Here is a 25,395-nt window from a genome sequence, read left to right as displayed (position 1 = left end):
TGAGATCGCCAGAGTTCCCGCAGATCTCTCCAGAATTAAGACCAAGGTGACTACCTTAGGAGCGAGAATAAGCCGAAGTTCTCTCCCGATCCCACTGATCTTCAGGGCCGCCGTATTTAGGTGCCGCGACCGTCTTATGCCGGCCCTTATTGCCGGTATCTCACCTCCCGGATAGCAGGGCAGGAAGCCTTATCGACTTTCACTTCATCGACTTTCACCTCAACCAACCACCAAAGGAGCAACAATATGAAAACCTACCTGATCAATCACCTACGCATCCCGGGCGATGTTCCGAACAGCCCATCATTGGACTATCTCGAAACGGTAGAAGCGACTGTGGCGCCGTTCGGAGGAAAGTGGCTCGCTCTTGGCCCCCCGGCGGAGAGCATTGAGGGCACTTGGCCTGGCGCTGTTGTACTGATGGAGTTTCCCGATCGCAAGTCGGCAACCAACTGGTATCACTCTTCGGAATACCAGGCTATCCTACCGCTCCGGACAAAGAACGCTATTTCCGACATCATCTTCGTCGATCAGCTTCCGGACGGCTTCACAGTCAAGGGTTGGGCTGAGGGTGTTCGTAAAGCCACCTCCGCGAAATAGAGTTTTTTTATCTGAAGGGGGGAGCTGCGGATGCTCCCCTCAGATAAAGCTATCCAGGATTGCTCTTATCGTTCGAAGATTTAGTTGTCACATCAAGCAAAGTGTGCACGAACCCCCGTTCAATATATAGCGCCGCATCATTTGTAGGTGGTTCTCCGACTTGCTGATAAGACCTCATACATCGTGCGAGTGATGTTCAGTATCGTCAGGCAACACTGCAATTGGGAGTAAGGTAATCAGATGTCACGGCAATCGTTAAAAGAAGAGTCGCGTTCCTGGACGGCGTGGCGCACACTGAAAAGCAGCGTCGCATGCGCAGCAGATTCAGCCTTGGAAGAAAGATGGTCGAGGTACTCGACACTCTGACCTTCAGCGGCAACAGGGTCGTACTGACTTTCCTACCCAGTTGTCGTGATCGGTAGATGAGTGGCCGCCAGATCAACTCGACTTAAGAAGTCTTCGATGGTCATGGCCAGTTCAGACGGTCGTTCCAGAAAAGCGAGGTGACCTGCATCAACAGCAGCGTGTTGAGCGCCGGCCATCATTTCGCTGAGTTGACGCGAATGGCTTGCTGGAACTATCCGATCGTGCGTTGCCGTGATCGATAGAGTTGGAACTGATATCTTTCGAGATTGTTCTCTCACGTCTAGGCCTAGATCAAGTCGAATCGAATGATCAAGACTCTCCCAATCGGTGGAGGTCACAAATGCGTTGACGATTCCCGCGATCGTATCTTCGTCGAAACGTGAGAGGAAATCCGTGCTTACTCCAGTCAAGAGCAGCAGCCTGGTTAGTGCCGCATGGTTCGCTCGAATTAAATCGAGCCAGAGAGTGAACTGCAACTTCATCCAAACGTCGCTGCCGTATCCAAAGCCTGACACAATGACTAGCGAACGAACGGTCTCAGGATATTCCGCAGCGATGAAAGCGGCTACGCCCGCACCCAGAGAGTAACCTACAAGATCAACTGGCCCTCGATCAATAATGGCAGCATTCTTTAAGACTTGAGATGCCGCCTCCGGAATCGTTCTGGAATAGGACGCACCGTCTTTGCCCTTTGAATTCATATAATCCGGGCGAATCACGACTCGGTCGTTGGCTAAAGCGTCAATCACGCTCGACCAATCTTCTGAAAAGCCAGATGTTCCGTGTAACAGTACGAGGGCGGGCTTTGTAGCGACTTGGATTAGCGACATCAATATTCCTTTTCCGGCACCTCGCGGGATGGCTGTTCCTGTTGTGGGGTTCGTAAGATGTGTATGGTTAGAGGCCTGATGGCTTTAGGCTTCGTGCCACGCCCTCGCCGTAAGCCGGATCAGCGCGTTTGCAGTTCTCGACGTGCCGCGTAAGAACCTCTTCTGAAGCTCCGTGTATGGCGCGGGCCGTGTTTTCGAATAGAACCTGTTGTTGAGCGGGGCTCATCTTGCGGAAGAGAATGCCGGGCTGCTCAAAGTAGTCTTCATCGACGCGATGATCCCAGTGATCGGCATCGCCTTCAAGCTTCAACGCCGGTTCTGCATATTCGGGTTGATTGCTCCAAACGCCCAGCGAGTTAGGGTGGTAGCTGACAGTCGCGCCAAGGTTGCCGTCCGTGCGCATGGCTCCATCCCGATGATAAGCGAGGAAAGGGCATTTCGGCGCGTTCACCGGAATGTGGTTGAAGTTCACGCCTAGACGATAACGCTGGGTGTCTCCATATGAGAAAAGCCTCGCCTGAAGCATCTTGTCCGGCGAGAAACTGATCCCCGGCACAACATTAGCCGGTGAAAAAGCAGCCTGCTCGACTTCAGCAAAGTAATTCTCGGGATACTTGTTAAGTTCCATCACGCCAACCTCGATCAGTGGGTACTCAGCTTTCGGCCACACCTTAGTTAAGTCAAAGGGGTTGTGCTTATGCTGTTTGGCTTGAGCGTCCGTCATGACCTGGATGTACAGAGTCCATCGTGGAAAAGCTCCCTGTTCAATCGCGCCAAGCAGATCACGACCGTGGCTTTCGCGATCGTTGGCTATGATTGCAGACGCCTCAGCATCTGTTAGATTTTCGATGCCCTGCTGCGAGCGGAAGTGAAACTTTACCCACACGCGCTCGTTTGCCGCGTTGATCAGGGAGAAGGTGTGGCTGCCGAAACCGTGCATGTGGCGGAAGCTCTTCGGAATTCCCCGTTCCGACATCACAATGGTGACTTGGTGAAGCGCTTCGGGGAGCAGAGTCCAAAAATCCCAGTTATTCTGTGCGCTACGGAGCCCCGTGCGAGGATCGCGCTTGATGGCATGATTCAGATCCGAGAACCGCAGTGGATCGCGGAAGAAGAACACCGGTGTGTTGTTGCCGACGATGTCCCAGTTTCCTTCCTCCGTGTAGAACTTCACTGCGAATCCCCGGATATCACGTTCCGCATCCGCAGCACCGCGTTCTCCTGCGACAGATGAGAAACGCAAAAACAAACGCGTCTGCTTCCCGACTTTGTCGAAGATCTTCGCCTTGGTAAAGCGGGTGATATCGTGCGTGGTCGTGAATGTTCCATAAGCGCCCCAGCCTTTTGCGTGCATGCGGCGTTCGGGAATGACTTCACGGTCAAAATGTGCGAGCTTCTCAATCAGCCATACGTCCTGCAAAAGAGCCGGACCGCGAGGGCCTGCGGTGACAATATTGGTGTTGTCGGCGATCGGCATACCGGTGGCGCTGGTGAATTTCTTCTCGGACATAGGATCTCCTGTGAGCATCGAGGTGGTGTTGAAAGGTCGATTCAGATCGCGGCATATCAGCTGCGCCAGGGCGAGTTGCGAATAACACTGCAGAAGTTGATGCGTTTGAAAGAAGGGTCTTTGTCAGCCAGAACATCGGCTTTTACGTTTCCGAATGTAGTATTGGGCTTGTGTCTGATGCCGTTGTAAAACGCTTGTAGGATGTCTTCCTTGAAATTGGGGGTACGAGGGAAAGCCCCTAATACGAAATCCCGTTCTACATCAGCAAAGTCGTTGTAATCAATTCCCAGCACGTCCATTTCGACACCGGCCGTGACAAGCGCAACGACCGGATGCATGTATTGCGGAATCCCCGGAGTCGTGTGGAGCGCGATCGCCGTCCACACTTGATCGATGTCTTTCAGGGGTATGCCGTAGCGGCGCAGAAAGTCGCTTGCTGCGTTTGCCCCGTCCACTTCGAAGCGATCAGACGCGCTGCTGTAAGAAGGCAGAAGGCCCAAGTCATGGAACATTGCCCCAGCGTAGAGAAGTTCCGGGTCAAAGGTAAGGCCACGGCGCTGCCCCGCAAGGGCACCGAAGCAGTAAACACGGCTGGAATGATTAAAAAGTAAGCTCGATTCGGTGTCTCGGATGAACTCTGTGATATCGCGAGTGAGTTTGCTGAAAGGAAACACAATGGTTGAAGCAGATCCCATGGTTGACGACGAAGCTTCCGTGCAAGTTGACATAACTGTCTCACTATTCGAAGTGGAGATTCGACATGTAGGAGGTTGCACCCGCTCATGTCCCGCCCGATACAGCCGGCCCACTACCTCTGAGGCAAGTCACGTGCCATTGCTAAGGTGTTGCGATTACGGAGATTGGCAATCCTGGTAGATTGACGAAGGTCGCCAATTGATGACGGTTGTACAAAATGTGTGCCCTGGATAAGTCCCAGCACTTCGAGAAAAACCGGTCCGCCATCGGCCGTTCAAGAGGATTGCTACCCAATGAGGCTGGAGACTCAACGCAAACCCGACGGCAGGAAGGTTAGCGTTGTGTGAGGATGTGGTTTGGTCGTCCAAATGCATGTATTTGGCTGTGCAGGACAATGGGGCCATTCGGTTATGAGTGAAACCTACATAGCAAACGTTCTGATCAGGATGGCGTAATCAATAAGACTGCACCGAGTGATGACAAGAACTATGATGTACTGGTGCGCGCGATGAACATTTATAAGAAGTACGCGCAAGAAGCAGGACGACCATGGAGCTTGAAACTCAAGCCAGAAAGAGCGGGCCGGGTGTCGACACACTCGACCGTCGCACCTTCATGTACACCACACTAGCCACGGGGATAGCTCTTATGTCAGGTTTAGAGTCATACGCGCAGACGAAGCATGCCGAGCAAACGCCTACTGTACCTCAGATTGCCACTCACTACATACACGCGGATGGCGTCGAGGTTTTCTACAGAGAAGCAGGTCTGAAGGATAGTCCTGTGTTGCTTCTCTTGCACGGCTTCCCAGCATCTTCCTTCCAATACCGCGAACTCATGCCCCTTCTTGCAGACAAGTACCGCGTGATTGCTCCAGATCTTCCTGGCTTCGGTTTCACTAACGTTCCAAGCACCCGTGGCTATAGGTACACATTCGAGAATTTGGCCGTAACCATCGAAGCCTTTACTCGGGCATTATCCCTCGATAGATTCGCACTCTATGTCTTTGACTATGGTGCTCCGACCGGTTTTCGTCTTGCTTTGAAGCATCCAGAAAGAATCACTGCAATCATCAGCCAGAACGGCAATGCATATGAAGAAGGGCTAGGGAATGCTTGGGACCCCATTCAGAGACACTGGCGTGACCCGAACACAGAGAACCGCAATGCTTTGCGTGGAGCTCTCACTCTTGAAGGACTTAAAGAGCAATATGTCACAACACCACATCCGGAACTTGTAAAGCCGGAGGGCTATACTCTCGATGCGGCTCTAATGTCCCGGCCAGGGAATGCTGACATCCAACTGGATCTCTTTCTGGACTACAAGAGCAATGTGAAACTTTACCCTGAATTTCAGCGGTACTTCCGAGAGAAGCTGCCGAAAACACTGGCGGTCTGGGGACGCTTCGATCCGTTTTTCCTTCCGGCTGGAGCGAAGGCCTTCGCCCGCGATAATCCGCATGCCGAGGTGCATCTTATTGACGCTGGTCACTTTGCGCTTGAGACCAACGTTGTTGAAGTCGCAACATATGTGCGCGACTTTTTGGCGGCGTGATCGCCCAATACAGGTGCCCTGCAATCTCGCCTCGATGATGAGCTCTTTCGAGCAAGATCTTTGACATTCTTCTATCGGCTAGCTGGCAAGAATACGGCTCCGGCACGGATCGGTGAGGAAGACAACTCCGTAGTCAGAAGGAGCGCTGTACCTGCTCGCCCGAGGCGCCGCCGGCCAACAGTGCAAAGAAGAGGGCTTTACGAGTCGGCTACGAAATTCTTGGTGCTTCTAGATTGATGGAATGGACACAACGACGAATGTTAAACGAAAGTTTCAGAAGAGATTTTGAAAATGAATATATGTGCGCCTGTATTGGTTACTCTTTGTCTCATCGCTATGCCGGCGCTGGTTGTTGCTCAAACCGACGAGATTCAGGTGTATGACGGAGCGATCGCGCCGCCTGGAATCTTCAATCTGATGATCCACAACAACTTCACGCCCAAGGGACGAACGATACCCGACTATCCTGGGGCAATCGTCGCCAATCATTCGTATCAGGTCACCGCGGAATGGGCGTATGGTGTTACGCCGTGGTTCGAGCAGGGACTCTATTTGCCTGTAACGTCGCCCTATTCATCGAATCATGGCTCGACGATTAATGGCTTCAAAATACGCGAACTGTTCGCGCGCCCCAACGCTCGTGACCACACTTTCTTTTATGCAGCCAATTTTGAGTTCAGCGTCAATCACAACTACTGGGAATCCAAAACGATTACCTCCGAGATCAGGCCGATCGTAGGGCTGCACTTGCATCCATGGGATTTAATCTACAACCCGATTGTGGACACGGACTACACCGGGGGACTTGGAAACCTGCAATACAACCCGTCCGCGAGAGTGGCGTACAACTTCAACGACAGGTGGGCGGTTGCAGCGGAAGAGTACGACGGTTTCGGCCCACTGCATGGGTTCTTGCCAACTTCAAAGCAATTCCACGAGGTCTGGGCGACAACGGACTACTCAGGCAGCAAATTTCTCGGTCTGAACGTTGAAACCGGTGTGGGATATGGTCTGACGGCAGCTTCGGATAAATGGACACTGAAGTTGATGCTGTCACGCGACCTAAACGTCCATCCGTGGCGACCCTAAATAGGAACTCCTGATTGAATGCGAACTGATTGATGGCTGCGGCGGGTACGCCCTCAATAGTGAGACAGTCGCCCTTTGGCTCTCGGTTGATTAAAGCCTCCGATAGTGAGATCGGTTGTTCCGGATGACCTCCTCTTTGCGCCGGGAGCTGACCGCTTTGTTCCAGCGGAAGAATCAGGTCTCGGTTTCCCTGGATTACCAGAGTTGGGAGACTGAAGGCGGTCAAACGTGCGCGAAAGTGGGTATGCCGGGAAGCTCGAATGCCGGAGGACGCAGCAATGAGCGAGGGTTGCGAACCCACTCTTTCATATCCGGGGAAACCTGACCACCTTCTCCCAGAAGCTGGGCGCAAGCTGTCTCAGTGCGTTCGGGTAATCTGCCGCGATCAGTTCAATGACTGGTTCGAAGATGGCCGGATCAAGACCGCCCGGACTGTCGACTGTCCTAAGCATAATGGCGTATTGGGTGACACCAGGACGGTACTCTAACCTTAGAACTTCCACGTCTGGAAGGTATCGGGTGATCTTGTTGCTCTCATTGAATCGCCGACAAGCATAATTCCGCTGAGACCGAGATGGGAAATAACATCGGCGAGATCGTCCGCCAGAGTGTCGTAGTCATAACCTTCCCCCGGACGGTCAGATAGTCGACCTCTTCGATCAGAGGCCATGCATCTTAAGCCGTTTTGCGAGAGACGTGCCGTTCTGGTAATCCGTGCGTCGGAAGTGAGGGCATAGGCATGCAGGAAGATGACGGGAGCACCGTCAACCCAATCCTTGAAGTACAGACGAACCGTATCGGGAGTGTGAATATTGGCACAATCCGAGTATGGGAGCGAAGTCAATCGCGAGAAATTTATGGATAGCTGGGGACTGAATCAGGAACACATAGAACTGTGAGGCGGCGAGGCTTCGCACCGGTATAAGGCTGACACGCCACTCTATTGCGAACTTCGGGACTGCCCCAACGTGCCCAGCGTGCTGAGTCGCATCCCGCAAGACAACCGCGCCGGTCACCCCGACCGTGCTATGCCCACTGCCCCCAACGCATTGCGCAAATCGCCATACCGGAGGTCTTGCGAGCTTTGACACGGTTGGATATTTTTCATATGCAATAAAGAGAAACTGTATCGCGTTGAAGACGCACGGTGGACGGCCGAATCCTCGCCTGATAGCGTATGTGGACGGCGTCCACTTGATCTGGAGCGCCGCCGCGGTTATCGGAAGGAAACTTTCGTGAAAAACTTGTTTGAACCGTCCTCAATCTCCGAAGTTAAGAATCGGATTAGACGCTTGACACCTGAAAGTGAAAGACAATGGGGCTCGATGACCGTGGCGCAAATGCTTGCGCACTGTTCTGCCTGGATGGAGATGGCAACCGGCCAGATCAAGACGCCGCGTAGTATCCTGGGACGCATCTTCGGCAAGATAGCGAAGAAGTCAATCTTCGCGGAAGGCCCTCTCAGAAAGAGCATGCCGACGGATAAGAGTCTGCTTGTTGCAGGTGATCGGGACTTCGCAATCGAACAGCGACGACTACTCGACTGGTTAGATCGCTTTCCGACCTTGTGCATTGCCGCCGCACCCCACAGCTTCTTTGAGACCTACTCGCAGCTCCCAAAACTCGCAACGCTGTTGCGAGAATTGTCCTGGTCCAAGCATCTCCTCCTGCTTTCACAATGCAAATCCGAGGAGGAGAAGGAGTTCTACCTGCTTTCCGCCACCCGCGGACGATGGTCGCACCGCGAACTCGAAAGGCAAATCAAGAACTCAGCGTTTGAACGGACAATGCTCTCCGATCTAAAACTCGCAACAGTGTCGCGAGTTTTGCCGGATAACGCCACAGGGGTCTTCAAAGACAGCTATCTCCTGGACCTCCTTGCTCTTCCGGCTACCCACAGTGAGGCAGACCACCAAGCTGGGCTTCTCAGGAACCTGAGGAAGTTTTTGATGGAGCTGGGAGACGGCTTCGCCTTCGTTGGGGAAAAAGTGAGAGTTCAGGTCGGCAATCAGGATTTCGAACTAGACCTCCTCTTTTATCATCGAGACCTTCAGTGCCTCGTAGCCTTCGAATTAAAAGCCGGGCGCTTTGAACCGGAGCATATGGGCAAACTTGCCTTCTACCTGGAGGCCCTTGATCGCGACCGGAGGCGCCCGCATGAGAATCCCAGCGTGGGGGTTCTTCTCTGCAGAACAAAGGATGACGAAGTCGTGGAGTACGCCATGAGCAGGCATCTCTCGCCTGCGCTTGTGGCGAAGTACGAAACGCAAATGATTCCGAAGGCGCTCCTTCAGAGAAAGCTTCATGAATGGAGCCTGCTGCTACAAAATTCGAGTCCCGATGAGGCATAACGCTGATACCTCGGTGAACGAAAATGCGGAATTCAAACACAGCGGGTAAGGACATTCCCGATTCAGCTGATGGACGCTATCTTAGCTTAGAGCAGGAGATTACGGTCGCGATCAATCACAACCCGTTATCCTACGGTTATGACACTTGGTGTGGTGAGGCCATGTACATCGGGATGGTTGGGGGCAGTGTTGGAGCACCGCCCCCTTTGGACGACTGCTGATTACGCGTAAGTTGCCGTGACCTCCTGTGATGTCATTTCGTCTTCCGCATCTTTCAGCCTTCGCTACGCGGTCGATCTGCGAAGCATAGACCTCGTACCGAACGAGCTTGAGGTTTCGCCGCCAAGGGTTTTCTCCCATTTGCTGGTTCGCAGCTCGCCTTCGAGGTACACGCGATCGCCCTTCTTGAGCTTGGCCGCAAACCTTGAGAGTTTGTTGAAGACGACAATGTTGTGCCAATCCGTGCGGCTTTGGCGTTGGGCCGCCTTGTCGATCCAGCGGGCAGTGGTGGCGATGCTGAAGGTGATGGGAGCGTCGGGGTTCTTGTCTTTGGTGGCATCAGCGCCGGGATGACCCATCAGAACTACACGGTTAAGATCGCTAATCATGGTTGTTCATTCTCCTGACTTGGTTTGGCTTACATTTTGTTGGCAGTTGAGACTGCGGTTTACTTGGCGCGTTGAGCACTGAGGTTGTGGATCCTCGGCGAGTTTCATTCCCGGAACCCGTATGCATGGCCTACGGATTTGTGTCCGGTCGGTTGCTGTTGCTTTTGCGTGTCGTGGAACACGGCATGTGCATACATGCCGAACGCCCACTGGCGAAGGCGGGGGTAGCAAACGGAAAGGTCTTCGAGCGCAGCTTTTTGGGGGGACCGCGGCTGCGTCCCTTGCCAGCCGTGGGGGAGCCAAAACCCGGAGGGGCGAATGGCCTTGCAGAGCGCGAGGGGCTGGCCCATAGTAGGTACCGGGGACATGGTTTACACGCAAGACCGGAGACAGGGTTTACAGATATGGGAGGAGTGGCTCTTCAACGAAGGACGTAACGCAGGAAGATGCGTTTATGCCTTGGAGAGAGAGTCGTATTGTGGATCAACGCTTGCAGTTCTTATCGAGTTATCAGAAGGCAGAGATGTCTGTGACGGACTTGTGCCATGAGTACGGCATCTCACGCCCAACCGCCTATAAGTGGATCAAGCGATATAACGAAGTTGGCCCGGAAGGCTTGCTGGATATTTCGCGCAGACCCCACGGTTGTTCTCATGCAACCTCTATGGAGATCGAAAACGAGATACTTGCTCTTCGGAAGCGTTTTCCTTCCTGGGGAGCGCGGAAGTTGAAGGCGCGTTTGGAGAAGATGAACCCGAACGTTGTATGGCCAGCAGCTAGCACCATTGGCCAGATTCTTCGCCGGGCCGGACTCACGAACCCTGTTCGCAAGAGACGCAGAACCACTCCATACTCAGAACCCTTCGCTGAGGTCACCGCACCGAACCAGCTATGGTGCATGGACTTCAAGGGCTGGTTCCGCACAGGAGATGGGCACCGATGCGATCCGTTCACCATTACAGATGCCTACAGTCGCTATCTGATCCGCTGTCAGGCCATAACCCGGATGGATACGGCGCATGTACTCGCGATCTGCGAGGCAGCGATGCGCGAGTATGGTGTTCCTGACAGGATTCGTACGGACAACGGATGCCCATTCTCTGGACATGCCTTGCTGGGACTGTCCCAGTTGTCACTTAACTGGGTGCGCCTCGGGATCGTGCATGAACGCATTCAGCCGGGTAAACCGCAGCAGAACGGTCGACACGAACGGATGCATCGCACACTCAAGCAGGACACAACGAACCCGTCCGCGAAGACGCTCCAGGCACAGCAAAAACGGTTCGATGAGTTTCGCCGGGTCTATAACCATGAGCGTCCGCACGAAGCCTTGGGGAACGAAACACCCGGCAACATCTATGTGCCCAGCTCGCGGCTTCTGCCACGGTACACGAAGGCATATCAGTATCCTGCTCACTTCCAGACGCGGCGTGTCAACGACTCAGGAGATATTAGCTGGCATAAGGGCCGGGTATTCATCAGCCAAGTCTTTCGCGGCCAGGATATAGCACTCGAAAAAGTCCAGGACGCCTTCTATCGAGTCTACTTCTGCTCTTTGGAAGTTGGTGCGTTCGATGTCAACGAAATGCGGTTTCTACCGGCGCTTCGTCCCTAAAACAAGCGTTGGAAATGACGAGGAGTGGAAAGCATGGAAAACCATAAAGCCGGTTTTCCACCCGTCCCACTCCTCTTGGAAATCCCTTCGGGATTCCCACATTCCCAACGCTTCGACGGCGGGAGATATTCTTATTACAGACCGGGCTCGGCCAGCCTTTACCCAGAACCAGAGCCAATTTCCCCGCAAGGGCCTTGTAAACTCTCTTCCCGGTACGAAACGTAAACCATCTCCCGGTGCTCTCACCATTAGGGGCTTGTCTACCGAAATACGGCGCGGTCACGCGCTATGATTGGATGTTCGTCAGCTTGTTGAACGTGGAGCTACCCACGAAAAGGGGTGAAATGGAGGGTCGGGAAGCTACTGTCTTCCGATCACAGCTACTACAACATAAAGGACGTTATGTTCGGTCGAACATATATCCATTTCAGGGTGTTGACCAGAGTACGCTTTATGAAATAACCATTTGTCACCAACGGGATTAACCATGGATGTCACGAACGAAGCGAAAGCTATACAGAGAGAATCGAAACACTCGCGAAAGCGAATCAAGTTCTTTTCACCTTCCATCAGCGGCGTCGCCGTGATGTTGAAGATGGGAAGACTCCGACTGTTCAACAGTCGTTGCTGGCGATGGGAGCCTGACGCTCCCAGGGGGCTGCTCGCAGCGAACTAACTAATGTCTGGCGGAAGCGCGTGTGAGTCGAACACACCGTCGCCCGTTAAGAACGACCACCGGTTTTGAAGACCGGGAGGACCACCGGAGCCTAAGCGCTTCCTAAACCAACAACGACAACCCGGCGAAACACTATGCTATCTCAAGATTAGGAGATTGGATTGGATACAGCGACGGTGAGATTGACGCAGCAGGTGAAGGCCGGGGGGTGCGCGAGCAAGCTTGCGCCCGGGTCGCTTGCGGCCGTGCTGTCGAGGCTTCCAAAACAAGTCGACCCAAACTTGCTTGTCGGTTTCGAAACGTCGGATGACGCCGGCATTTACCGCATAGCGCCCGACCTGGCGCTTGTTCAGACCGTGGATTTCTTTACCCCACTTGTCGATAATCCATTCACCTTCGGGCAGATCGCGGCAACCAATGCTCTAAGCGACATCTACGCCATGGGAGGCCGTCCGGTAACGGCGCTTTCCATTGTGTGCTTCCCTCAGGATGGCGGCCTCGATGTGCTTGAGCAGATCATGCGCGGCGGTCTCACTAAGATGGACGAAGCCGGCTGTGTCGTCGTCGGCGGCCACAGCGTTCGCGATGCGGAGATCAAATTTGGCTATGCAGTCAGCGGTCTGATTGACCCCGCGCGAGTGTTCACCAACACCGGTGCGATTTCGGGCGATACACTCGTTCTCACTAAGCCCATTGGAACTGGCGTGATTACGACCGCATTGAAGCGAGGCATCGCGGAGGAGTCCTGGGTTTCGGAGGCAGTTCGATCGATGACGACGCTCAATCGAGCGGCGTCTGAGACTGCGGCGAAGACGCCCGGCGTTCATGCGATGACCGATGTGACTGGATTTGGTCTGATGGGCCATGGACGCGAGTTGGCGCTCGGCAGCGGTGTGACGATTGAAATCGAAGCAGATAAGGTTCCACGTATCAACGGCGCGCTCGACGCCATCGCTCTAGGGGCAATCCCCGCCGGACTGTTGGCGAACCGCGAGTTCGCCGAGTGTGAGAGCGCAGATCACGAGGGCGCGGCGATTTCTGATGATCTGCGCAGCTTGTTGTATGACCCGCAGACGGCTGGCGGTCTGCTGATCTCGGTTGCATCGGAAAGCGCAGACTTGCTGTTACACGCTCTGCGCGAGGCAGACTTAAACCCCGCAAGGATTGGCACGGTGCTTGGCCATTATGTGGCTGGGCGGGGAAAACCGGCGATTGTCCTGAGATAGCCATGCAAACGAAGCAATACAATCAGACCTGCTCGGGTGAGGCGATGAAGACTTTGGAGCAGGCGACGAACGGTAACGAAACGAACAGCTTATACAGACTGCTGCCTTCGATCGGCGATCTGCTCCTGACCCAGCCGTTTGCGGCGATGCTGCAGTCCCACTCCCACGATGCTGTTGTGCAAGCGGCCAGGGCCGTGCTCCGTCGTATGAAAGAGCAGGTCACAGCAGGTAAGTACACGCATGCCAGCTTGACTCACCGGCTTGACTCTTTGGACAGCGATATCGCCGCCGAGCTTATTCAGAACGCGAGCTATTCCCTGAGACGAGTGATCAATGCGACGGGCGTCGTCCTCCATACCAACCTTGGGCGTTCTCCTTTGAGCCAGGCCGCAATCGATCACATAGCTGAGGTCGCAAAGGGCTACTCCAATCTTGAGCTCGACCTGGAGAGCGGAGAGCGTAGTCGCCGCGATGTTCATGCAGAAAGCCTTTTGCTGCGTCTGCTCAACCTTAAGAGTGGCACGCAGGAAGATACCCCTTCGCGACGGGCGATCGTGGTGAACAATTGTGCCGCCGCAACCTTTCTCGCACTGCACTCGATCGCCGAAGACGCTGAAGTAATCATTTCACGCGGCGAACTTGTCGAGATCGGTGGCGGCTTTCGAATTCCTGAAATCCTCGCGAAGTCCGGGGCCCGCCTCCGTGAAGTTGGCACAACCAACAGAACCCGGCTCGCCGACTACGAGAACGCCATCACACCCGAGACTGGCTTGGTTCTCCGCGTTCACCAATCGAACTTCAGCATGGAAGGGTTCACGGAACGACCCGCACTGTCCGATCTGATTTCCCTCTGCAAGAGTCACGGTGTGCCTTTCTTCGATGACCAGGGCACGGGGCTTGTCATGCCTTTGGATGAACTGGGCATTCGCGCCGAGCCAACATTAACCGGAAGCTATAGCCTGGGCTCTGACCTCATGGCCGCCAGCGGGGACAAGCTGCTCGGTGGCCCTCAGTGTGGGTTGCTCATCGGCAGGGCTGATCTTATCGAGCGTATTCGCAAAAACCCGCTCTTCCGGGCGTTTCGGGTTGATAAGCTGACGTACGCTGCCCTTGAAGCAACACTGATGGACTACTTACTGGGGCGACAAAATGCAATTCCAATCATGAGATTGCTTCACATTCCGCCTGCCGAACTGGCTGAGAGATGCAAGCGACTTGTAAATCAGATCACTTCCGCCGAACTTTCCGCGGAGGTGGTTCCCGCGCTCAGCTTGATTGGCGGTGGTACGGCGCCATCAGCGCGCCTCGATAGTTGGGCGATCGCACTGCGGCATGCGGCGGTACAACCGCAGTCACTCCTATTTGCATTGCGGCAACTAAACCCTCCCATCATTGCCCGGATCAGCGAGGAGCGCCTGCTTCTCGACCTTCGAACCGTGGAGCCGGAGTTCGATTCATCTCTGCCAAGTCTCCTGACGCAGGCCGCACGCAGCAGCGTTGGCGCTCGTGAGCCTGGCGCCAGTTGAGCGGCCACCTGAGCCCGCACGAAACTCCCGCCATGACCCCACCGCTCAAATCCATTGTTATTGGTACCGCCGGCCACATCGATCACGGAAAGACAGCCTTGATACACGCGCTTACCGGAGTCGACGCCGACCGGCTGCCTGAGGAAAAGCGCCGAGGCATCACCATCGATCTCGGCTTTGCCTCTCTCGACGAGACGGCGCCCGACGGAACGCCTCTCCGCATCAGTTTCGTTGACGTTCCCGGTCACGCGCTCTTCATCCGAAACATGCTGGCTGGCGCGGGCGGCGTGGATGCCGTCCTGCTTGTCATCGCGGCCAACGAAGGCGTCAAGCCGCAGACCCGGGAGCATCTCGCAATCTGCGGACTTCTCGGAGTGCGTCGTGGAATCACTACGATCAGCAAGGTCGATGCTGTTAGTCCTGAGCGCCTAGATCAGGTTCTAACCGCAGTAAGAGCGTTTCTCCGCGGAACGTTTCTCGATGCAAGCGAGTCCAGAATTTTGCCTGTGAGCGCAAAGAATGGCGAAGGCTTGGCGGAGTTGCGCCATGAACTGCGCGCCCTGGCGGTGGACACGAAAGTCCGTCAACCCGACCATGTGTCGAGGCTGCCAATCGACCGGGCTTTCATGATGAAGGGATTTGGCACGGTTGTCACTGGCACGCTGCTCTCAGGAACAGTCTTCGCTGGTGAATCGCTCGCTCTGGAACCCGGCGGTCGCACGGTACGAGTAAGGGGACTACAGACGCATGGCCATTCCGAGGCGCGCGTCTCCGCCGGTTCGCGGGTTGCTTTGAACCTTACCGGCATTGAAGTATCCAAGATAAGTCGGGGACAAACGTTCGTCGAGCCGGAGATGCTAACGGCCACATCGACCATCGACGCGGAGGTCATGCTGCTGCCCGGCGTCGCCGCACTGAAGCATCGCGAGCGGCTCCATTTCCACGCCTTCACCACCGAGACGCTTGCCTCGGTTTCGCTTTATGGCTACAACTCTGTCGAACCGGGCGCGAAGCGAATCGTGCGGTTGAAGCTTAATGATCCGGTGCTACTTCTGCCTGGAGACCGATTTGTACTCCGGCAGCTGTCGCCTGCGGCAACCATCGGCGGCGGGCGTGTGCTCGACGCGCAGCCGATCGAGAAACTCAAGAAGGCCGAGTGCCTCGCGTGGCTCGAATCGATGGGGAATGCGAGTCTCGAAGAACAAGTGAAGCTCCGCATTGGCCGACGCAAAACTCGGGGCGTCTCTTTGCGGGAGTTGGTTCGCGAAACTGGCCTCACCCCAGAAGCTATGATTCGGCATCTCAATATTCTCGTCAGCCGCAACAATCTCGGCCGCTTTGCTGGCGACCTCTTTTTGACGAAAGACGCCGTGGAAGCCGCCGCCGAAGCTGTCCTGCTTCGACTGGAGATGAAATCCAACCAGAAAGGTATCAAGCTTTCTGAACTGAAGAGTCAGATCGGTTTGAGCGGGGAAGTATTCGAATATCTGGTTGAAGGCTTGTTTGCCGAGCAGAAGCTTTGCAGGCAAGGCGAAATGGTCTTTTCTCGCGGAGCGGCCCCTCAACCATCCGGAGAGGACGATCCGATTCAATCTAAGATAGAGGGAATCTACAAGAATGCCGGCCTCGCTTCGCCATCGACCAACGAAGTCGCAACAGTCCTCGGAATCACAGACGACCAGATGCGCCGATCCATGACAATGCTCTTGCGCGACAAAACAATGGTCAGGATGGGAACCGATCCGGTCTACATCCATCGCCAGGCACTTGACGAATTGCGGGCGCAGTTCAAGGGATTTCGCGGCCAGACCATCGATGTCGCACGCTTCAAGCAGATCACCGGACTGTCGAGGAAATATGCTATCCCTCTCCTGGAATATCTCGACCGCGAAAGAGTGACCCGCAAGGAGGGCGACCGGCGTCTGGTGCTCTGATTTCTGCGGCCGCCAAATATGCTAGATTTTACGTGGAGCGATTGAGGAATCATGGCAGACTCCAAAACAAAGATCGAACTGATTGAAGATGCGGACGCCACCGGCGAAATCGCCAAGGTCTATGACGAATGGCGCGCCCGCTCGGGTCGACAGAACGTCTCCGGCATTCTCAAATGTTTTAGCCATCGCCCGGATTTCCTGCGCGAGGTCATGAGCTTCAGCAACACCGTGCACTTTTCCGAGGGCCATCTGACGCGCCGGATGAAGGAAGCCATCGCGAGCTGGGTCTCCAGGCTTAATCACTGCCCATATTGACTGGACTCACATGCATACTTCCTGCGGGTTCAGGGAGCGGATGAGAAGACGGTGCAGGCGTTGGCAGCGGGCAAGCTCGAAGAAGCGGAGCTAAGCGACGCGGAGCGTGCTCTCCTGGAGTACGCAGGCAAGGTGACGGAAGCCGCCTACAAAACCACCGCGGAGGATGTTCAGCTGCTACGCGATAACGGTTGGACCGACCCTCAAATTGCCGAGGCGGTTTACATAACCGCGCTCTTCGCATTTTTCAACCGGGTCGCCGATGCTTTTGGGATTCCACCACAGAACTATCTTGAAATGAACAAACTGACGGATTAAGCCCGATACGATGAAGATGAAGATCAGGTTGAGCGACAGGACAAAACGACGTCTAGGCGGAGCCGCGGCAATACTCTTCGCCCTATGGGTCGGCTTTGTCGGTTACATCTATCGGGCGATGCGGCAGCCGCCAGAGGTCTTCGGGCATGTCATGGCCAGGATGCCGATGCCCGCCTATTTTCTCTTCCCCTTCGAGACAATGTGGACGCATGCGCGCAGAGGGACCATCCAGGCCGGCGATATTGCGCCGAGTCTGACCGTCAAGAAGCTTGAAGACAAATCCCCAATAGAACTCGGTTCCCTATGGGCGGAACGACCTGTGGTGCTGGTTTTCGGGAGCTATACTTGACCGCCCTTTCGGCGGGAGGTTCCCGCCCTGAACAAGCTGTCGGAGCAGTACAAAGGCAAGGCGGATTTTTACGCGGTCTACATTCTAGAGGCCCATCCCACGGATGTCTGGGAGATGCAAAGCAATGTCCGCGATAAGGTGCTCTTCGCCAGCCCGAAGGACGAGGCTGAACGCGCCTCAGTCGCGGGAACCTGCGTGCGAAAACTCGGCATCAAGTTTCCCGCAGTAATCGACGGCTTCGATAATCAGGTTGAGACTGCATACACCGGCTGGCCTGACCGGCTTTACCTGATTGGGACTGACGGTCATGTTCTATACAAGAGTAAGCCGGGGCCATTCGGATTTCATCCGCCGGATTTGGCAGCGGCACTTCAGAAAAACTTAGGAACAAACTGAAACGGTTGAGCTGCATTGCTCAGGCGTCGCAGCCGGGGGTTTTTAGACGCGCGCGTCCGTTATTCCGAAAAAAACGCAAGAATCTGATTATGCATCGGTGGCCTCAAAAATCTTTATGCACCCACTCAAGCCGTAGCTCTTGTTGGCAGGGAAGGCTGCAATCGGCTACATAACCAGTGGAAGGCGCCGAGGGAAAATCTGAGCGTTGCGAGTAATAGACAAAATAGAGATGTTTTTATGAATCCCTGGGGGCGCAAGCGGGAGTAGACCACGTTAATGCTCCACGCAGGAATCGTATACAAATCGCCGGCATTGAATGGACCAATACGATTTCTGACCGGTGCATCGTAGAGGATATTCTCAATAGAGCTGTTAAAGAATTTTGCAAGGCTCACGATCCGCTGACTGTACATTGCCGCCATCGGGCGCGGAATTGCTTTGCGGTCCTTATATCGAATAATCAGCCTCGATGCCTCTGCGGCGTGTCTCAAAGCGGCCGTCACCCCGTTCGAGGTCATTGGATCTACCATGGCTGCGGCTTCGCCGGCGACGAGCCAGTTGGGGCCAGCGGTCTTGGCGAAAGCGCGGCAACGAAAGGATGTCGTGCGCGGCGGCTCCTTCAACGGGCCGTACAGCAATCCATGCAAGGCTGGCAAGTGTTTGAGTTTTGCCTCAAAGATCTGCTGAACACTGAGCTCTTGTTGCCGCTTCTCTTTAATTGCGTCCCCTGGCGCCACGTAGCCGACACTGATGGTGTTGGGATGAATTGGTATCTGCCAAACCCATTCCATATACAAGGGGCCTGCACCGTCCGCGTGCAAAGTTGTTCCCTCTATAGATTCAGGCACAGTGAAATAGTCCCATATGGCCACCTTGTGCGGGCCATATTCATAGACGGGTAGCTCGAATATACGGGGAAGCAGGGTTGAACCGGATCCAGATGCATCGATAAACCATCGAGAGGCGATCCGTTCGCCTTCGCCAGTGACAACGGCTTTGACCATTCTGCCAGCAGTCTCGACATGTACGACCCGGTCATTCGCCAACCGAATCCCCTTGCTGTGAAATATCTGACGAAGTGCCTGGTTCAGCTCGCCACGATCGACATGGAGTGTCCGAAGGTCGACATTATACGGAGGCTTCCCGAGCCATTCCCTCGGAATATAGTGCCGTTCGGACCCGTCTCTCAGCTTCAGAACGGCGTGGCGTTTGAAAGTAGCGATTCCTTGCTCAATGAGATAGTCAATTTGCAGCCCAAGGGTCTTCAGCAAATCGGGATCTGACCAGTCTAATGACTCGCCAACTGGATCTCTATTGAGGGAATCCGGCTCGACGCATAAAACCCGAAGTCCCGCAGCGGCGAGATGAATGGCGGCGGTCATCCCTGCGAGGCCGCCGCCCATCACGGTTACATCGACTGATCATTGTCGTTTTGCATTAGCGATTGAATTAAGCATATCGATTCATAAAGATGTATTTTCAACATCGCTTTACCGTGATTTAGCCTGTGTCACCTTCGCTGCGGCGATGGCCAAAACTTGATCATGAGGGCGGGCTGTCTCGCAGGCATACCTCAGAGCCACAATGACTTCATCCTGCGCCGAAGGCAAAGTCGCTTATGGGCCTTGGCCGAATGTGCCCGAAGCTTTACGTAAACCCAAGTACCGGCTGACTACGACTGGACTCCACCGAAGGATTGATAAAACTATCCATCGAATTGTTCAAGACAGTGCAACGACCTGGCTAGTAGCGTCCATCCGTGCAGCCCACCAAAGCGATTTCTTCCCCAGAATATGGGCGCCCCCCGCTGTCGGTGTTCCCCACCCAAAATCTCTAGTTAGCGGAGTTCTTTGACGATGCTCTACGTTCTTTTGCGCACGTGCACGGCGATACAAGGCATACGGAGTGTCGCGCGAACCAGCGACGTCGCTTTTGTCGCAGGGTTAAGTCTTCACGGAAGGCTCAAAAACAATATGAACATTGTTCGCAATGTGCTGGCACTTGTGGTGCTGTCTTGTCTCAGTGTGTCTGCTCAGCAGATCACCGGAAACATTCGCGGTGTAGTTACAGATCCGACAGGTGCTGTCATTCAAGGCGCCTCGGTTACGGCGCGGCAGGCGGAAACGGGTCTGTCGCGGACTACGACAACCGATCGGGAGGGCAGCTATGTTCTTCTGGAACTCCCAGTCGGGCACTACAGCCTGCAGGTGACAGCGAAGGGTTTCCAGGAATATTTGCAGGACGGCATCACTCTCAACGTGAATGAGACAGCTTCAGTCTCGCCTCATCTCGCGGTCGGATCCGAAAAGCAACAAGTGCTGGTCAGCGGCGACGCTCCGCTGATTGAGCCGACCGTCACTAGTATGGGCAAGGTAGTCCAACAGCGCGAGATGGAGGATCTGCCCCTGAACGGACGCAACTTCTCGCAACTTGGTCTGCTGCAGCCTGGAGTCGTTCCGCTAACGCCTGGGTTAGCCGAAGCGGGAGGTGGGCTGCGCGACGGACAGGCTTATGCGGTCAACGGCCAGCGACCCGAATCGAACAACTTTCTCATTGACGGCGCGAATAACTTCAACGGAGTTGACGGCGGATTCGTCCTCAAGCCGCCGGTAGACGCGATCAACGAGTTCCGCATTATCACGCATAGCGCAAATGCTGAATTCGGAGGCTCTCTAGGATCGACAACGAACATCATCACTCGGTCAGGCACAAACCAGCTTCACGGAACACTATGGGAGTTCCTGCGCAACGACGCAGTCGATGCGAACAACTATTTCGCGCCGACCAAAGAGCCACTGAAGCAAAACCAGTTTGGCGCCGCGGCTGGTGGGCCGATCAAAAAGGACAAAACGTTCATTTTCGGATTCTATGAAGGCTTCCGTAACAACCAGGGCGTGTCAGGGCAGACCACAGTGCCGTCGCTGAAGGAGCGTGGCGGCGACTTCTCAGCACTCTGCCCGGAGGGCTTTACGCAGGGCTTCTGCAACAACCCTGCGAATCAGCTTTTCAACGTCCTCGCCAATGCACCGTACCTGGACAACCTGGTGCCGCGGGCCCAGTTGGACCCGGTTTCAGAAAACCTGCTGAGTTTCTTCCCGCTCCCCAACGCCGGCACGAACCTGTTCTCCACAACTCAGATCTTGACCAACGATACCGATCAGGCCGGCATCAAGGTGGATGATTACCTCGATCCGCGCGACACGCTGAGCTTCCGTTACGTGTTTTACCAACTCTCTCAGGTCGATCCGCTATCGCCAGGCGGCGCAAGCGTGCCTGGGTTCCCGGTCGGCGAAAACCAGCGCGCACAGAGCTTTGTCGCGGACGAAACGCACACGTTTTCGCCGACCCTCATCGCGGTGGGCCGGTTCTCGTTTCTGCGCAACAAACTCCTCTTCGGCCAGAGTGAAAACCACCAGCCCCCCTCAAGCGTTGGGTTCCAATACCAACCGAGTCTCGAAGCCGCCACCGGACTGCCATTCATCCAGGTGAGTGGCTATGCCGATGTTGGTAATCCGATCACCGGCCCGCGTAACACCTACGAAAATGTCTTTGATTACTCTGGGTCGCTGAGCTGGGTTCATGGCCAGCACACGCTGAAATTTGGCGGCGGATACCAATATCAGCAGATCAACGTGCTGCAAGGAATTGCGACCAACGGCTTCTTCGTATTTGCGCCGTTCCCTGTAACGGACGCGTTCGCCAGTTTTCTCACCGGGCAGCCGGTGGTCTTCCTGCAAGGTATCGGCAATTTTTCGCGCCATATTCGGGGCAACAGTGGAAATGCCTATGTGCAGGACACCTACAAGGTCACACCGCGTCTCACGGTCAATGCCGGCCTGCGGTATGAGTTACCCTTCCCGTACACCGAAACGAATAATTTGCTCTCGCTGTTTGCGCCGGGAAAGCAATCCCGGGTGATACCGAACGCGCCGGTGGGGTTGTTGTATCCCGGCGATCCCGGCGTGACGGCAGGCCTGATCCCCACCGATTACAAGGCATTTGCGCCGCGCTTCGGCATCGCGTGGGACCCGACCGGTAACGGCAAGCTGTTGATTACTTCGGCGTACGGTATCTTCTACGAGCCTTATTACACCGGACAGGGTGGGCCTTTGCAGGCCCCGATCAGTGCGCCTCCGTTCCTGGGAACCCCGCAGGTGAGCCTCCCGGACTTCGCAGATCCGTTCAACGGCGATCCTCCTGCCCCGGGGACGTTTTCTAAGCCACTCACGAACCTGACCCTGTCGCCGACGTTAAGACTTCCTTATGCGCAGGATTGGGACTTGAACCTACAGCAGACGTTCGGATCTAATTATTTGTTCGAGATCGGATACGTCGGCACCAAGGGAACCCGCCTGCCCCGCTTTATCGAAGCGAACCCAGCGGTATTCGTTCCTGGATACGTGGACGGCCAGCCAATCTCCAATTCCAGCAACGCTGATCAACGGCGGCTCTTTTCCGGCTGCACACTCGCCGATCCGCCGAGCAGTTGCCAGTTTTCATCGACCGGCGAGATCGCGGGCATCGCCAATTCGTCGTATAACGCACTGGAAACCTCGCTGCGGAAGCAGTACAGCCGTGGGCTGTCATTCCTACTCTCGTATACGTGGTCGAAGGTGATCGACGATGTTTCGTCGTTCAACATAACGGGCTCAGAGGCGAAGCCAGTCGCAGGAGAAAACGACCTCGCCCAGGATCCGTTCAATCTTGCAGCCGAGCGTGGGCCCTCGCTGTTCGACGCTCGCAACCGATTCGTTGCGAGCTATGTATGGGATCTTCCGTTCTGGAATCATCCGCAGAACTGGTATCAGACGGTGTTGGGCGCATGGCAGTTGAATGGCATAGCAACGTTGATGAGCGGCACGCCATTCACGGTGTTTGACTCGAACGACGTCGCGGCGCAAGGCAGCGCGCCGGAGATCACCGGCTTCTCCGCCCAGCGACCCAACCTCGTCGGCAGCCCCAATAACGGGCCGCGCCAGGTGCGCGCATGGCTCAACGCCAGCGCTTACCAGCAACTCAATACCGTAACCAATGCGGGTCAGTTTGGCACAGAAGGTCGCAACGTGAATGTCGGCCCGGCTTATGCCGACTGGGACTTCGGTGCACTTAAGAATTTCAAGGTGACAGAATCAATGCAGATCCAGTTCCGCGCGGAGCTGTTTAACATCCTGAATCGCACGAACTTTCATCTGCCCGACAGCGACATCAGCTCGCCGACATTCAACTATATCCTTGAGGCAAATCCTCCGCGCCAGGTGCAGTTTGCGTTGAAGTTTATGTTTTAGCACACATAAACGAGTAGGTGGGAATGCGAGCAGAAAGGCGCTGTTAGGTACTCCTCAACACGCTGCAAATATCGTCGCATTTCTATTGTCGCCTGCTGGTTCTTGGATTAACGGCCAGCTCATAAAGCCCGACGGCGGCTTTTCCGCATAACCACCAATCTACGGATGAGAGACCGTTGAAAGAGTAGCTAAACGATCTTATTAGGTACACTTATGCCGGACGAGCCACTCTGGTGACCGATGAAAATGGTGTCAGCCGTATCACCCAGGTCGATGGATTAGGCCGGGTCACGTCGGCCTGCGAGGTCTCCTCTTCCACACTAAAGGGGGTTGCTCCGGTTGCCTGCGGCCAGGATATCCCCGCCACGGGCTTTCTGACCTCCTACTCCTACCCCACGGCTAGCGGTGGCAATCAGGTGACAATGGTCGCCCAAGGCTCGCAGACCCGCACATTCATTACCGATTCCCTGGGTCGCCCTGTGTCGGTCACCGAGCCGGAGCGAGGCGCGACGAATTACCAGTATGCCTACAACGCTACAGGACTCAAGGTAACCCGGACTCGACCAGAAGCGAACCAAACCAACCCGGCCATCCTAACAACGACGACGACCCAGTACGATGCGCTTGGACGGGTGGTTTCTATTGGGTATGCGGACAACGATGTTCCATCCGCATCTACATCAAACAAGAGTTTCGTTTACGACACGATTTGCTGCACGACGAACAATCTGCAGTATGTTAGGGGCCGGCTGGCCGTCATGGGCGCCTTTAGGGGACCAACGGCGGAGATCAATCCTACCACTTCCGAATTCAGCTATAACGTGAGGGGCCAGATAGTGAATATGTGGAACTGTGCTCCGTCGACGTGTGGCACGGCGAAGCAGGAGTCGCGTCCGCTGGGCTTTACCTACGATTGGGCGGGTAACCTGACCTCCGAAGGAGACGCTGTCAGTGGACAAGTCGCCTACACTCGCTCCCCGGCGGGCGAAGTGACCTCGATCAACAACAACAGCTATAACCTGACCGGTGGAACCGGCGGATCGACACCCATCGCCTCAAACATCATCAATGGACCAAACGGCCCGGTCAGCTACACTTTGGGTAACGGCCTTAATCTTTACAAAGGCTACGACTTCATGGGGCGGCCAGACGGGCAGTGGCTGTGCAGAGGAGGCCCGGCGGCCGCATACTGTGCCAGCGGGGGGACACAAGCCTTCGGTCAGGGCGAGACCATCAAGGGCTCGCAGGTCTCCTACGTGGGCGATACCGTTCTGGGTCTCTCTACCAATTACTCCTATGACGAGTTCAACCGGCTCACCTCCCGTACCGTGACGAATGGAGTCGCCAATCAGAACTACACCTACAGCTATGACCGGTATGGCAACCGGTGGTCGCAAAACGGGGCACCTTCCTTCAGCGCCTCCTTCGACCCGACGAGTAACAAAATTAATAGCGGCGGCTATACTTATGACGCGGCCGGTAACATGACCAAAGACGGGTATCATAGCTACACTTACGACGCGGAGGGCAACATTGTGAGCGTCGATGGCGGCTCAACCGCGTCCTACACCTACGACGCACTGAACCGACGGGTGAGCGTGGCGACGCCGGCAGGAACCAGTGAATATTCCTATGACTATGCGGGAAGGCGCATCTCCACCTGGAATGCAGCCACGAACAATGGCACCGATGGCCGCATGTATTGGGACGGGCAGCAGATCGCCTTTCGTTCCTCCGACAACGCTACCTACTTTGAGAACCAGGATTATATCGGCACCGAGCGCATACGGACTGACCATAACGGCACGACTTCTGCAACCTACAAGTCTCTGCCCTGGGGTGATGGCTACGTAGCCAGTATCCTCAATACCGAGACCGATGTAGACAACTTCCACTTCGCCGACATGGAGCAGGACAGCAACGACGCCGGCGCACCTATGTCCGAACACGCTCAGTTCCGTAACTACTCCTTCTACCAGGGGCGCTGGCTCTCGCCCGACCCCTACGTGGGTTCTTACGACATCACCAATCCAGAGAGCTTGAACCGCTATGCCTATGTTCTGAATAACCCGCTGAGCTTCTTGGATCCAAGCGGGCTGGACCCTTGCTCGTTGCCTGAATACGACGGAAATCCGTGTATCTTCCAAAATC

General features: G+C 55.2%; 19 protein-coding genes, 1 tRNA gene and 3 pseudogenes. 17 read left to right on the top strand and 6 right to left on the bottom strand.

Features of this window, described 5'->3' with window-relative positions:
- Positions 1–246 precede the first annotated feature (246 nt).
- Positions 247–600 carry a DUF1330 domain-containing protein gene (locus tag ACPOL_RS21820; RefSeq protein ID WP_114208927.1) on the top strand — a complete coding sequence of 118 codons (354 nt, stop codon included), beginning with the start codon at positions 247–249 and terminating at the stop codon, positions 598–600.
- Positions 601–998: 398 nt separating this feature from the next.
- On the opposite strand, the gene ACPOL_RS21815 is transcribed toward ACPOL_RS21820, so the two are convergent.
- The 3 genes from ACPOL_RS21815 to ACPOL_RS21805 form a co-directional block, all read right to left on the bottom strand.
- On the bottom strand, positions 999–1,796 hold the full coding sequence (locus tag ACPOL_RS21815; protein ID WP_114208926.1) for an alpha/beta fold hydrolase: 798 nt from the start codon (positions 1,794–1,796) through the stop codon (positions 999–1,001).
- 67 nt (positions 1,797–1,863) lie between these two features.
- Complete coding sequence (locus ACPOL_RS21810) at positions 1,864–3,306, bottom strand: catalase (RefSeq protein ID WP_114208925.1); 1,443 nt, start codon at positions 3,304–3,306, stop codon at positions 1,864–1,866.
- A gap of 56 nt (positions 3,307–3,362) precedes the next feature.
- Complete coding sequence (locus tag ACPOL_RS21805; RefSeq protein ID WP_114208924.1) at positions 3,363–4,001, bottom strand: HD domain-containing protein; 639 nt, start codon at positions 3,999–4,001, stop codon at positions 3,363–3,365.
- 550 nt (positions 4,002–4,551) lie between these two features.
- Between ACPOL_RS21805 and ACPOL_RS21800 the strand changes: the two genes are divergently transcribed.
- The 5 genes and pseudogenes from ACPOL_RS21800 (at position 4,552) to ACPOL_RS34990 (ending at position 9,217) form a co-directional block, all read left to right on the top strand.
- Positions 4,552–5,556 carry an alpha/beta fold hydrolase gene (locus ACPOL_RS21800; protein WP_236656944.1) on the top strand — a complete coding sequence of 335 codons (1,005 nt, stop codon included), beginning with the start codon at positions 4,552–4,554 and terminating at the stop codon, positions 5,554–5,556.
- A gap of 291 nt (positions 5,557–5,847) precedes the next feature.
- On the top strand, positions 5,848–6,645 hold the full coding sequence (locus ACPOL_RS21795) for a hypothetical protein (protein ID WP_114208923.1): 798 nt from the start codon (positions 5,848–5,850) through the stop codon (positions 6,643–6,645).
- A gap of 1,325 nt (positions 6,646–7,970) precedes the next feature.
- A pseudogene (locus tag ACPOL_RS36480) lies at positions 7,971–8,417 on the top strand (DUF1016 N-terminal domain-containing protein); the annotation flags it as partial.
- Positions 8,418–8,432: 15 nt separating this feature from the next.
- Complete coding sequence (locus tag ACPOL_RS34995; RefSeq protein ID WP_236656943.1) at positions 8,433–8,996, top strand: PDDEXK nuclease domain-containing protein; 564 nt, start codon at positions 8,433–8,435, stop codon at positions 8,994–8,996.
- A gap of 23 nt (positions 8,997–9,019) precedes the next feature.
- The gene (locus tag ACPOL_RS34990) at positions 9,020–9,217 is read left to right on the top strand and encodes a hypothetical protein (RefSeq protein WP_236656942.1); all 198 of its coding nucleotides are present in this window, start codon (positions 9,020–9,022) and stop codon (positions 9,215–9,217) included.
- Positions 9,218–9,280: 63 nt separating this feature from the next.
- Here the strand turns inward: ACPOL_RS34990 and ACPOL_RS21780 are convergent, their stop codons facing one another.
- A complete protein-coding gene (locus ACPOL_RS21780; protein WP_114208921.1) occupies positions 9,281–9,604 on the bottom strand; it encodes a single-stranded DNA-binding protein in 324 nt (107 codons plus the stop codon).
- Between the two features lie 454 nt (positions 9,605–10,058).
- Between ACPOL_RS21780 and ACPOL_RS21775 the strand changes: the two genes are divergently transcribed.
- Positions 10,059–11,219 carry an IS481 family transposase gene (locus tag ACPOL_RS21775; RefSeq protein ID WP_114208920.1) on the top strand — a complete coding sequence of 387 codons (1,161 nt, stop codon included), beginning with the start codon at positions 10,059–10,061 and terminating at the stop codon, positions 11,217–11,219.
- Positions 11,220–11,903: 684 nt separating this feature from the next.
- On the opposite strand, the gene ACPOL_RS33225 is transcribed toward ACPOL_RS21775, so the two are convergent.
- Positions 11,904–11,998 (bottom strand) — tRNA-Sec (locus ACPOL_RS33225).
- Positions 11,999–12,056: 58 nt separating this feature from the next.
- Here ACPOL_RS33225 and selD point away from each other — a divergent pair.
- The 7 genes and pseudogenes from selD to ACPOL_RS21735 form a co-directional block, all read left to right on the top strand.
- The gene (gene selD, locus ACPOL_RS21765; RefSeq protein ID WP_114208918.1) at positions 12,057–13,121 is read left to right on the top strand and encodes a selenide, water dikinase SelD; all 1,065 of its coding nucleotides are present in this window, start codon (positions 12,057–12,059) and stop codon (positions 13,119–13,121) included.
- Between the two features lie 2 nt (positions 13,122–13,123).
- Positions 13,124–14,647, top strand: coding sequence for an L-seryl-tRNA(Sec) selenium transferase (gene selA / locus ACPOL_RS21760; RefSeq protein ID WP_114208917.1), 1,524 nt, complete (start codon positions 13,124–13,126; stop codon positions 14,645–14,647).
- A 32-nt stretch (positions 14,648–14,679) separates the two neighbouring features.
- Positions 14,680–16,581, top strand: a complete 1,902-nt coding sequence (gene selB, locus ACPOL_RS21755) for a selenocysteine-specific translation elongation factor (RefSeq protein WP_114208916.1) — start codon at positions 14,680–14,682, stop codon at positions 16,579–16,581.
- A 51-nt stretch (positions 16,582–16,632) separates the two neighbouring features.
- Complete coding sequence (locus tag ACPOL_RS21750; protein WP_114208915.1) at positions 16,633–16,896, top strand: carboxymuconolactone decarboxylase family protein; 264 nt, start codon at positions 16,633–16,635, stop codon at positions 16,894–16,896.
- Between the two features lie 51 nt (positions 16,897–16,947).
- Positions 16,948–17,214 (top strand): carboxymuconolactone decarboxylase family protein, encoded by a 267-nt coding sequence (locus ACPOL_RS21745; RefSeq protein WP_114208914.1) that lies wholly within the window; start codon positions 16,948–16,950, stop codon positions 17,212–17,214.
- A 28-nt stretch (positions 17,215–17,242) separates the two neighbouring features.
- Positions 17,243–17,563 (top strand): hypothetical protein, encoded by a 321-nt coding sequence (locus tag ACPOL_RS21740; protein WP_236656940.1) that lies wholly within the window; start codon positions 17,243–17,245, stop codon positions 17,561–17,563.
- A 12-nt stretch (positions 17,564–17,575) separates the two neighbouring features.
- Positions 17,576–17,959, top strand: a pseudogene (locus tag ACPOL_RS21735) (deiodinase-like protein); the annotation flags it as partial.
- 125 nt (positions 17,960–18,084) lie between these two features.
- Here ACPOL_RS21735 and ACPOL_RS21730 read toward each other — a convergent pair.
- A complete protein-coding gene (locus tag ACPOL_RS21730; RefSeq protein ID WP_414633312.1) occupies positions 18,085–19,365 on the bottom strand; it encodes an NAD(P)/FAD-dependent oxidoreductase in 1,281 nt (426 codons plus the stop codon).
- Positions 19,366–19,932: 567 nt separating this feature from the next.
- On the opposite strand from ACPOL_RS21730, the gene ACPOL_RS21725 reads away from it, so the two are divergent.
- The 3 genes and pseudogenes from ACPOL_RS21725 to ACPOL_RS35760 all read left to right on the top strand — a co-directional run.
- Positions 19,933–23,244 (top strand): TonB-dependent receptor, encoded by a 3,312-nt coding sequence (locus ACPOL_RS21725; protein ID WP_114210965.1) that lies wholly within the window; start codon positions 19,933–19,935, stop codon positions 23,242–23,244.
- 40 nt (positions 23,245–23,284) lie between these two features.
- Positions 23,285–23,395 carry an SDR family oxidoreductase gene (locus tag ACPOL_RS36475; protein ID WP_114210964.1) on the top strand — a complete coding sequence of 37 codons (111 nt, stop codon included), beginning with the start codon at positions 23,285–23,287 and terminating at the stop codon, positions 23,393–23,395.
- A 271-nt stretch (positions 23,396–23,666) separates the two neighbouring features.
- Positions 23,667–25,331 (top strand): annotated as a pseudogene (locus tag ACPOL_RS35760) (RHS repeat-associated core domain-containing protein); the annotation flags it as partial.
- Positions 25,332–25,395: the final 64 nt, after the last annotated feature.

This window comes from Acidisarcina polymorpha, assembly GCF_003330725.1.
Classification (GTDB): Bacteria; Acidobacteriota; Terriglobia; order Terriglobales; family Acidobacteriaceae; genus Acidisarcina; species Acidisarcina polymorpha.
The sequence above is the reverse complement of the archived record's forward strand: the minus strand, read 5'-3'. Positions and strand labels throughout refer to the sequence as shown.

Excerpts from the sequence above, each read along its gene's own strand:
- selB (WP_114208916.1), top strand. The coding sequence starts at position 14,680 with ATGACCCCACCGCTCAAATCCATTGTTATTGGTACCGCCGGCCACATC.
- ACPOL_RS21810 (WP_114208925.1), bottom strand. The coding sequence starts at position 3,306 with ATGTCCGAGAAGAAATTCACCAGCGCCACCGGTATGCCGATCGCCGAC.
- ACPOL_RS21725 (WP_114210965.1), top strand. The coding sequence starts at position 19,933 with ATGAACATTGTTCGCAATGTGCTGGCACTTGTGGTGCTGTCTTGTCTC.
- ACPOL_RS21775 (WP_114208920.1), top strand. The coding sequence starts at position 10,059 with ATGCCTTGGAGAGAGAGTCGTATTGTGGATCAACGCTTGCAGTTCTTA.
- ACPOL_RS21750 (WP_114208915.1), top strand. The coding sequence starts at position 16,633 with ATGGCAGACTCCAAAACAAAGATCGAACTGATTGAAGATGCGGACGCC.
- selA (WP_114208917.1), top strand. The coding sequence starts at position 13,124 with ATGCAAACGAAGCAATACAATCAGACCTGCTCGGGTGAGGCGATGAAG.
- ACPOL_RS21780 (WP_114208921.1), bottom strand. The coding sequence starts at position 9,604 with ATGATTAGCGATCTTAACCGTGTAGTTCTGATGGGTCATCCCGGCGCT.
- ACPOL_RS21795 (WP_114208923.1), top strand. The coding sequence starts at position 5,848 with ATGAATATATGTGCGCCTGTATTGGTTACTCTTTGTCTCATCGCTATG.
- ACPOL_RS21815 (WP_114208926.1), bottom strand. The coding sequence starts at position 1,796 with ATGTCGCTAATCCAAGTCGCTACAAAGCCCGCCCTCGTACTGTTACAC.
- ACPOL_RS21805 (WP_114208924.1), bottom strand. The coding sequence starts at position 4,001 with ATGGGATCTGCTTCAACCATTGTGTTTCCTTTCAGCAAACTCACTCGC.
- ACPOL_RS34990 (WP_236656942.1), top strand. The coding sequence starts at position 9,020 with ATGCGGAATTCAAACACAGCGGGTAAGGACATTCCCGATTCAGCTGAT.
- ACPOL_RS21820 (WP_114208927.1), top strand. The coding sequence starts at position 247 with ATGAAAACCTACCTGATCAATCACCTACGCATCCCGGGCGATGTTCCG.
- ACPOL_RS34995 (WP_236656943.1), top strand. The coding sequence starts at position 8,433 with ATGCTCTCCGATCTAAAACTCGCAACAGTGTCGCGAGTTTTGCCGGAT.
- ACPOL_RS21800 (WP_236656944.1), top strand. The coding sequence starts at position 4,552 with ATGGAGCTTGAAACTCAAGCCAGAAAGAGCGGGCCGGGTGTCGACACA.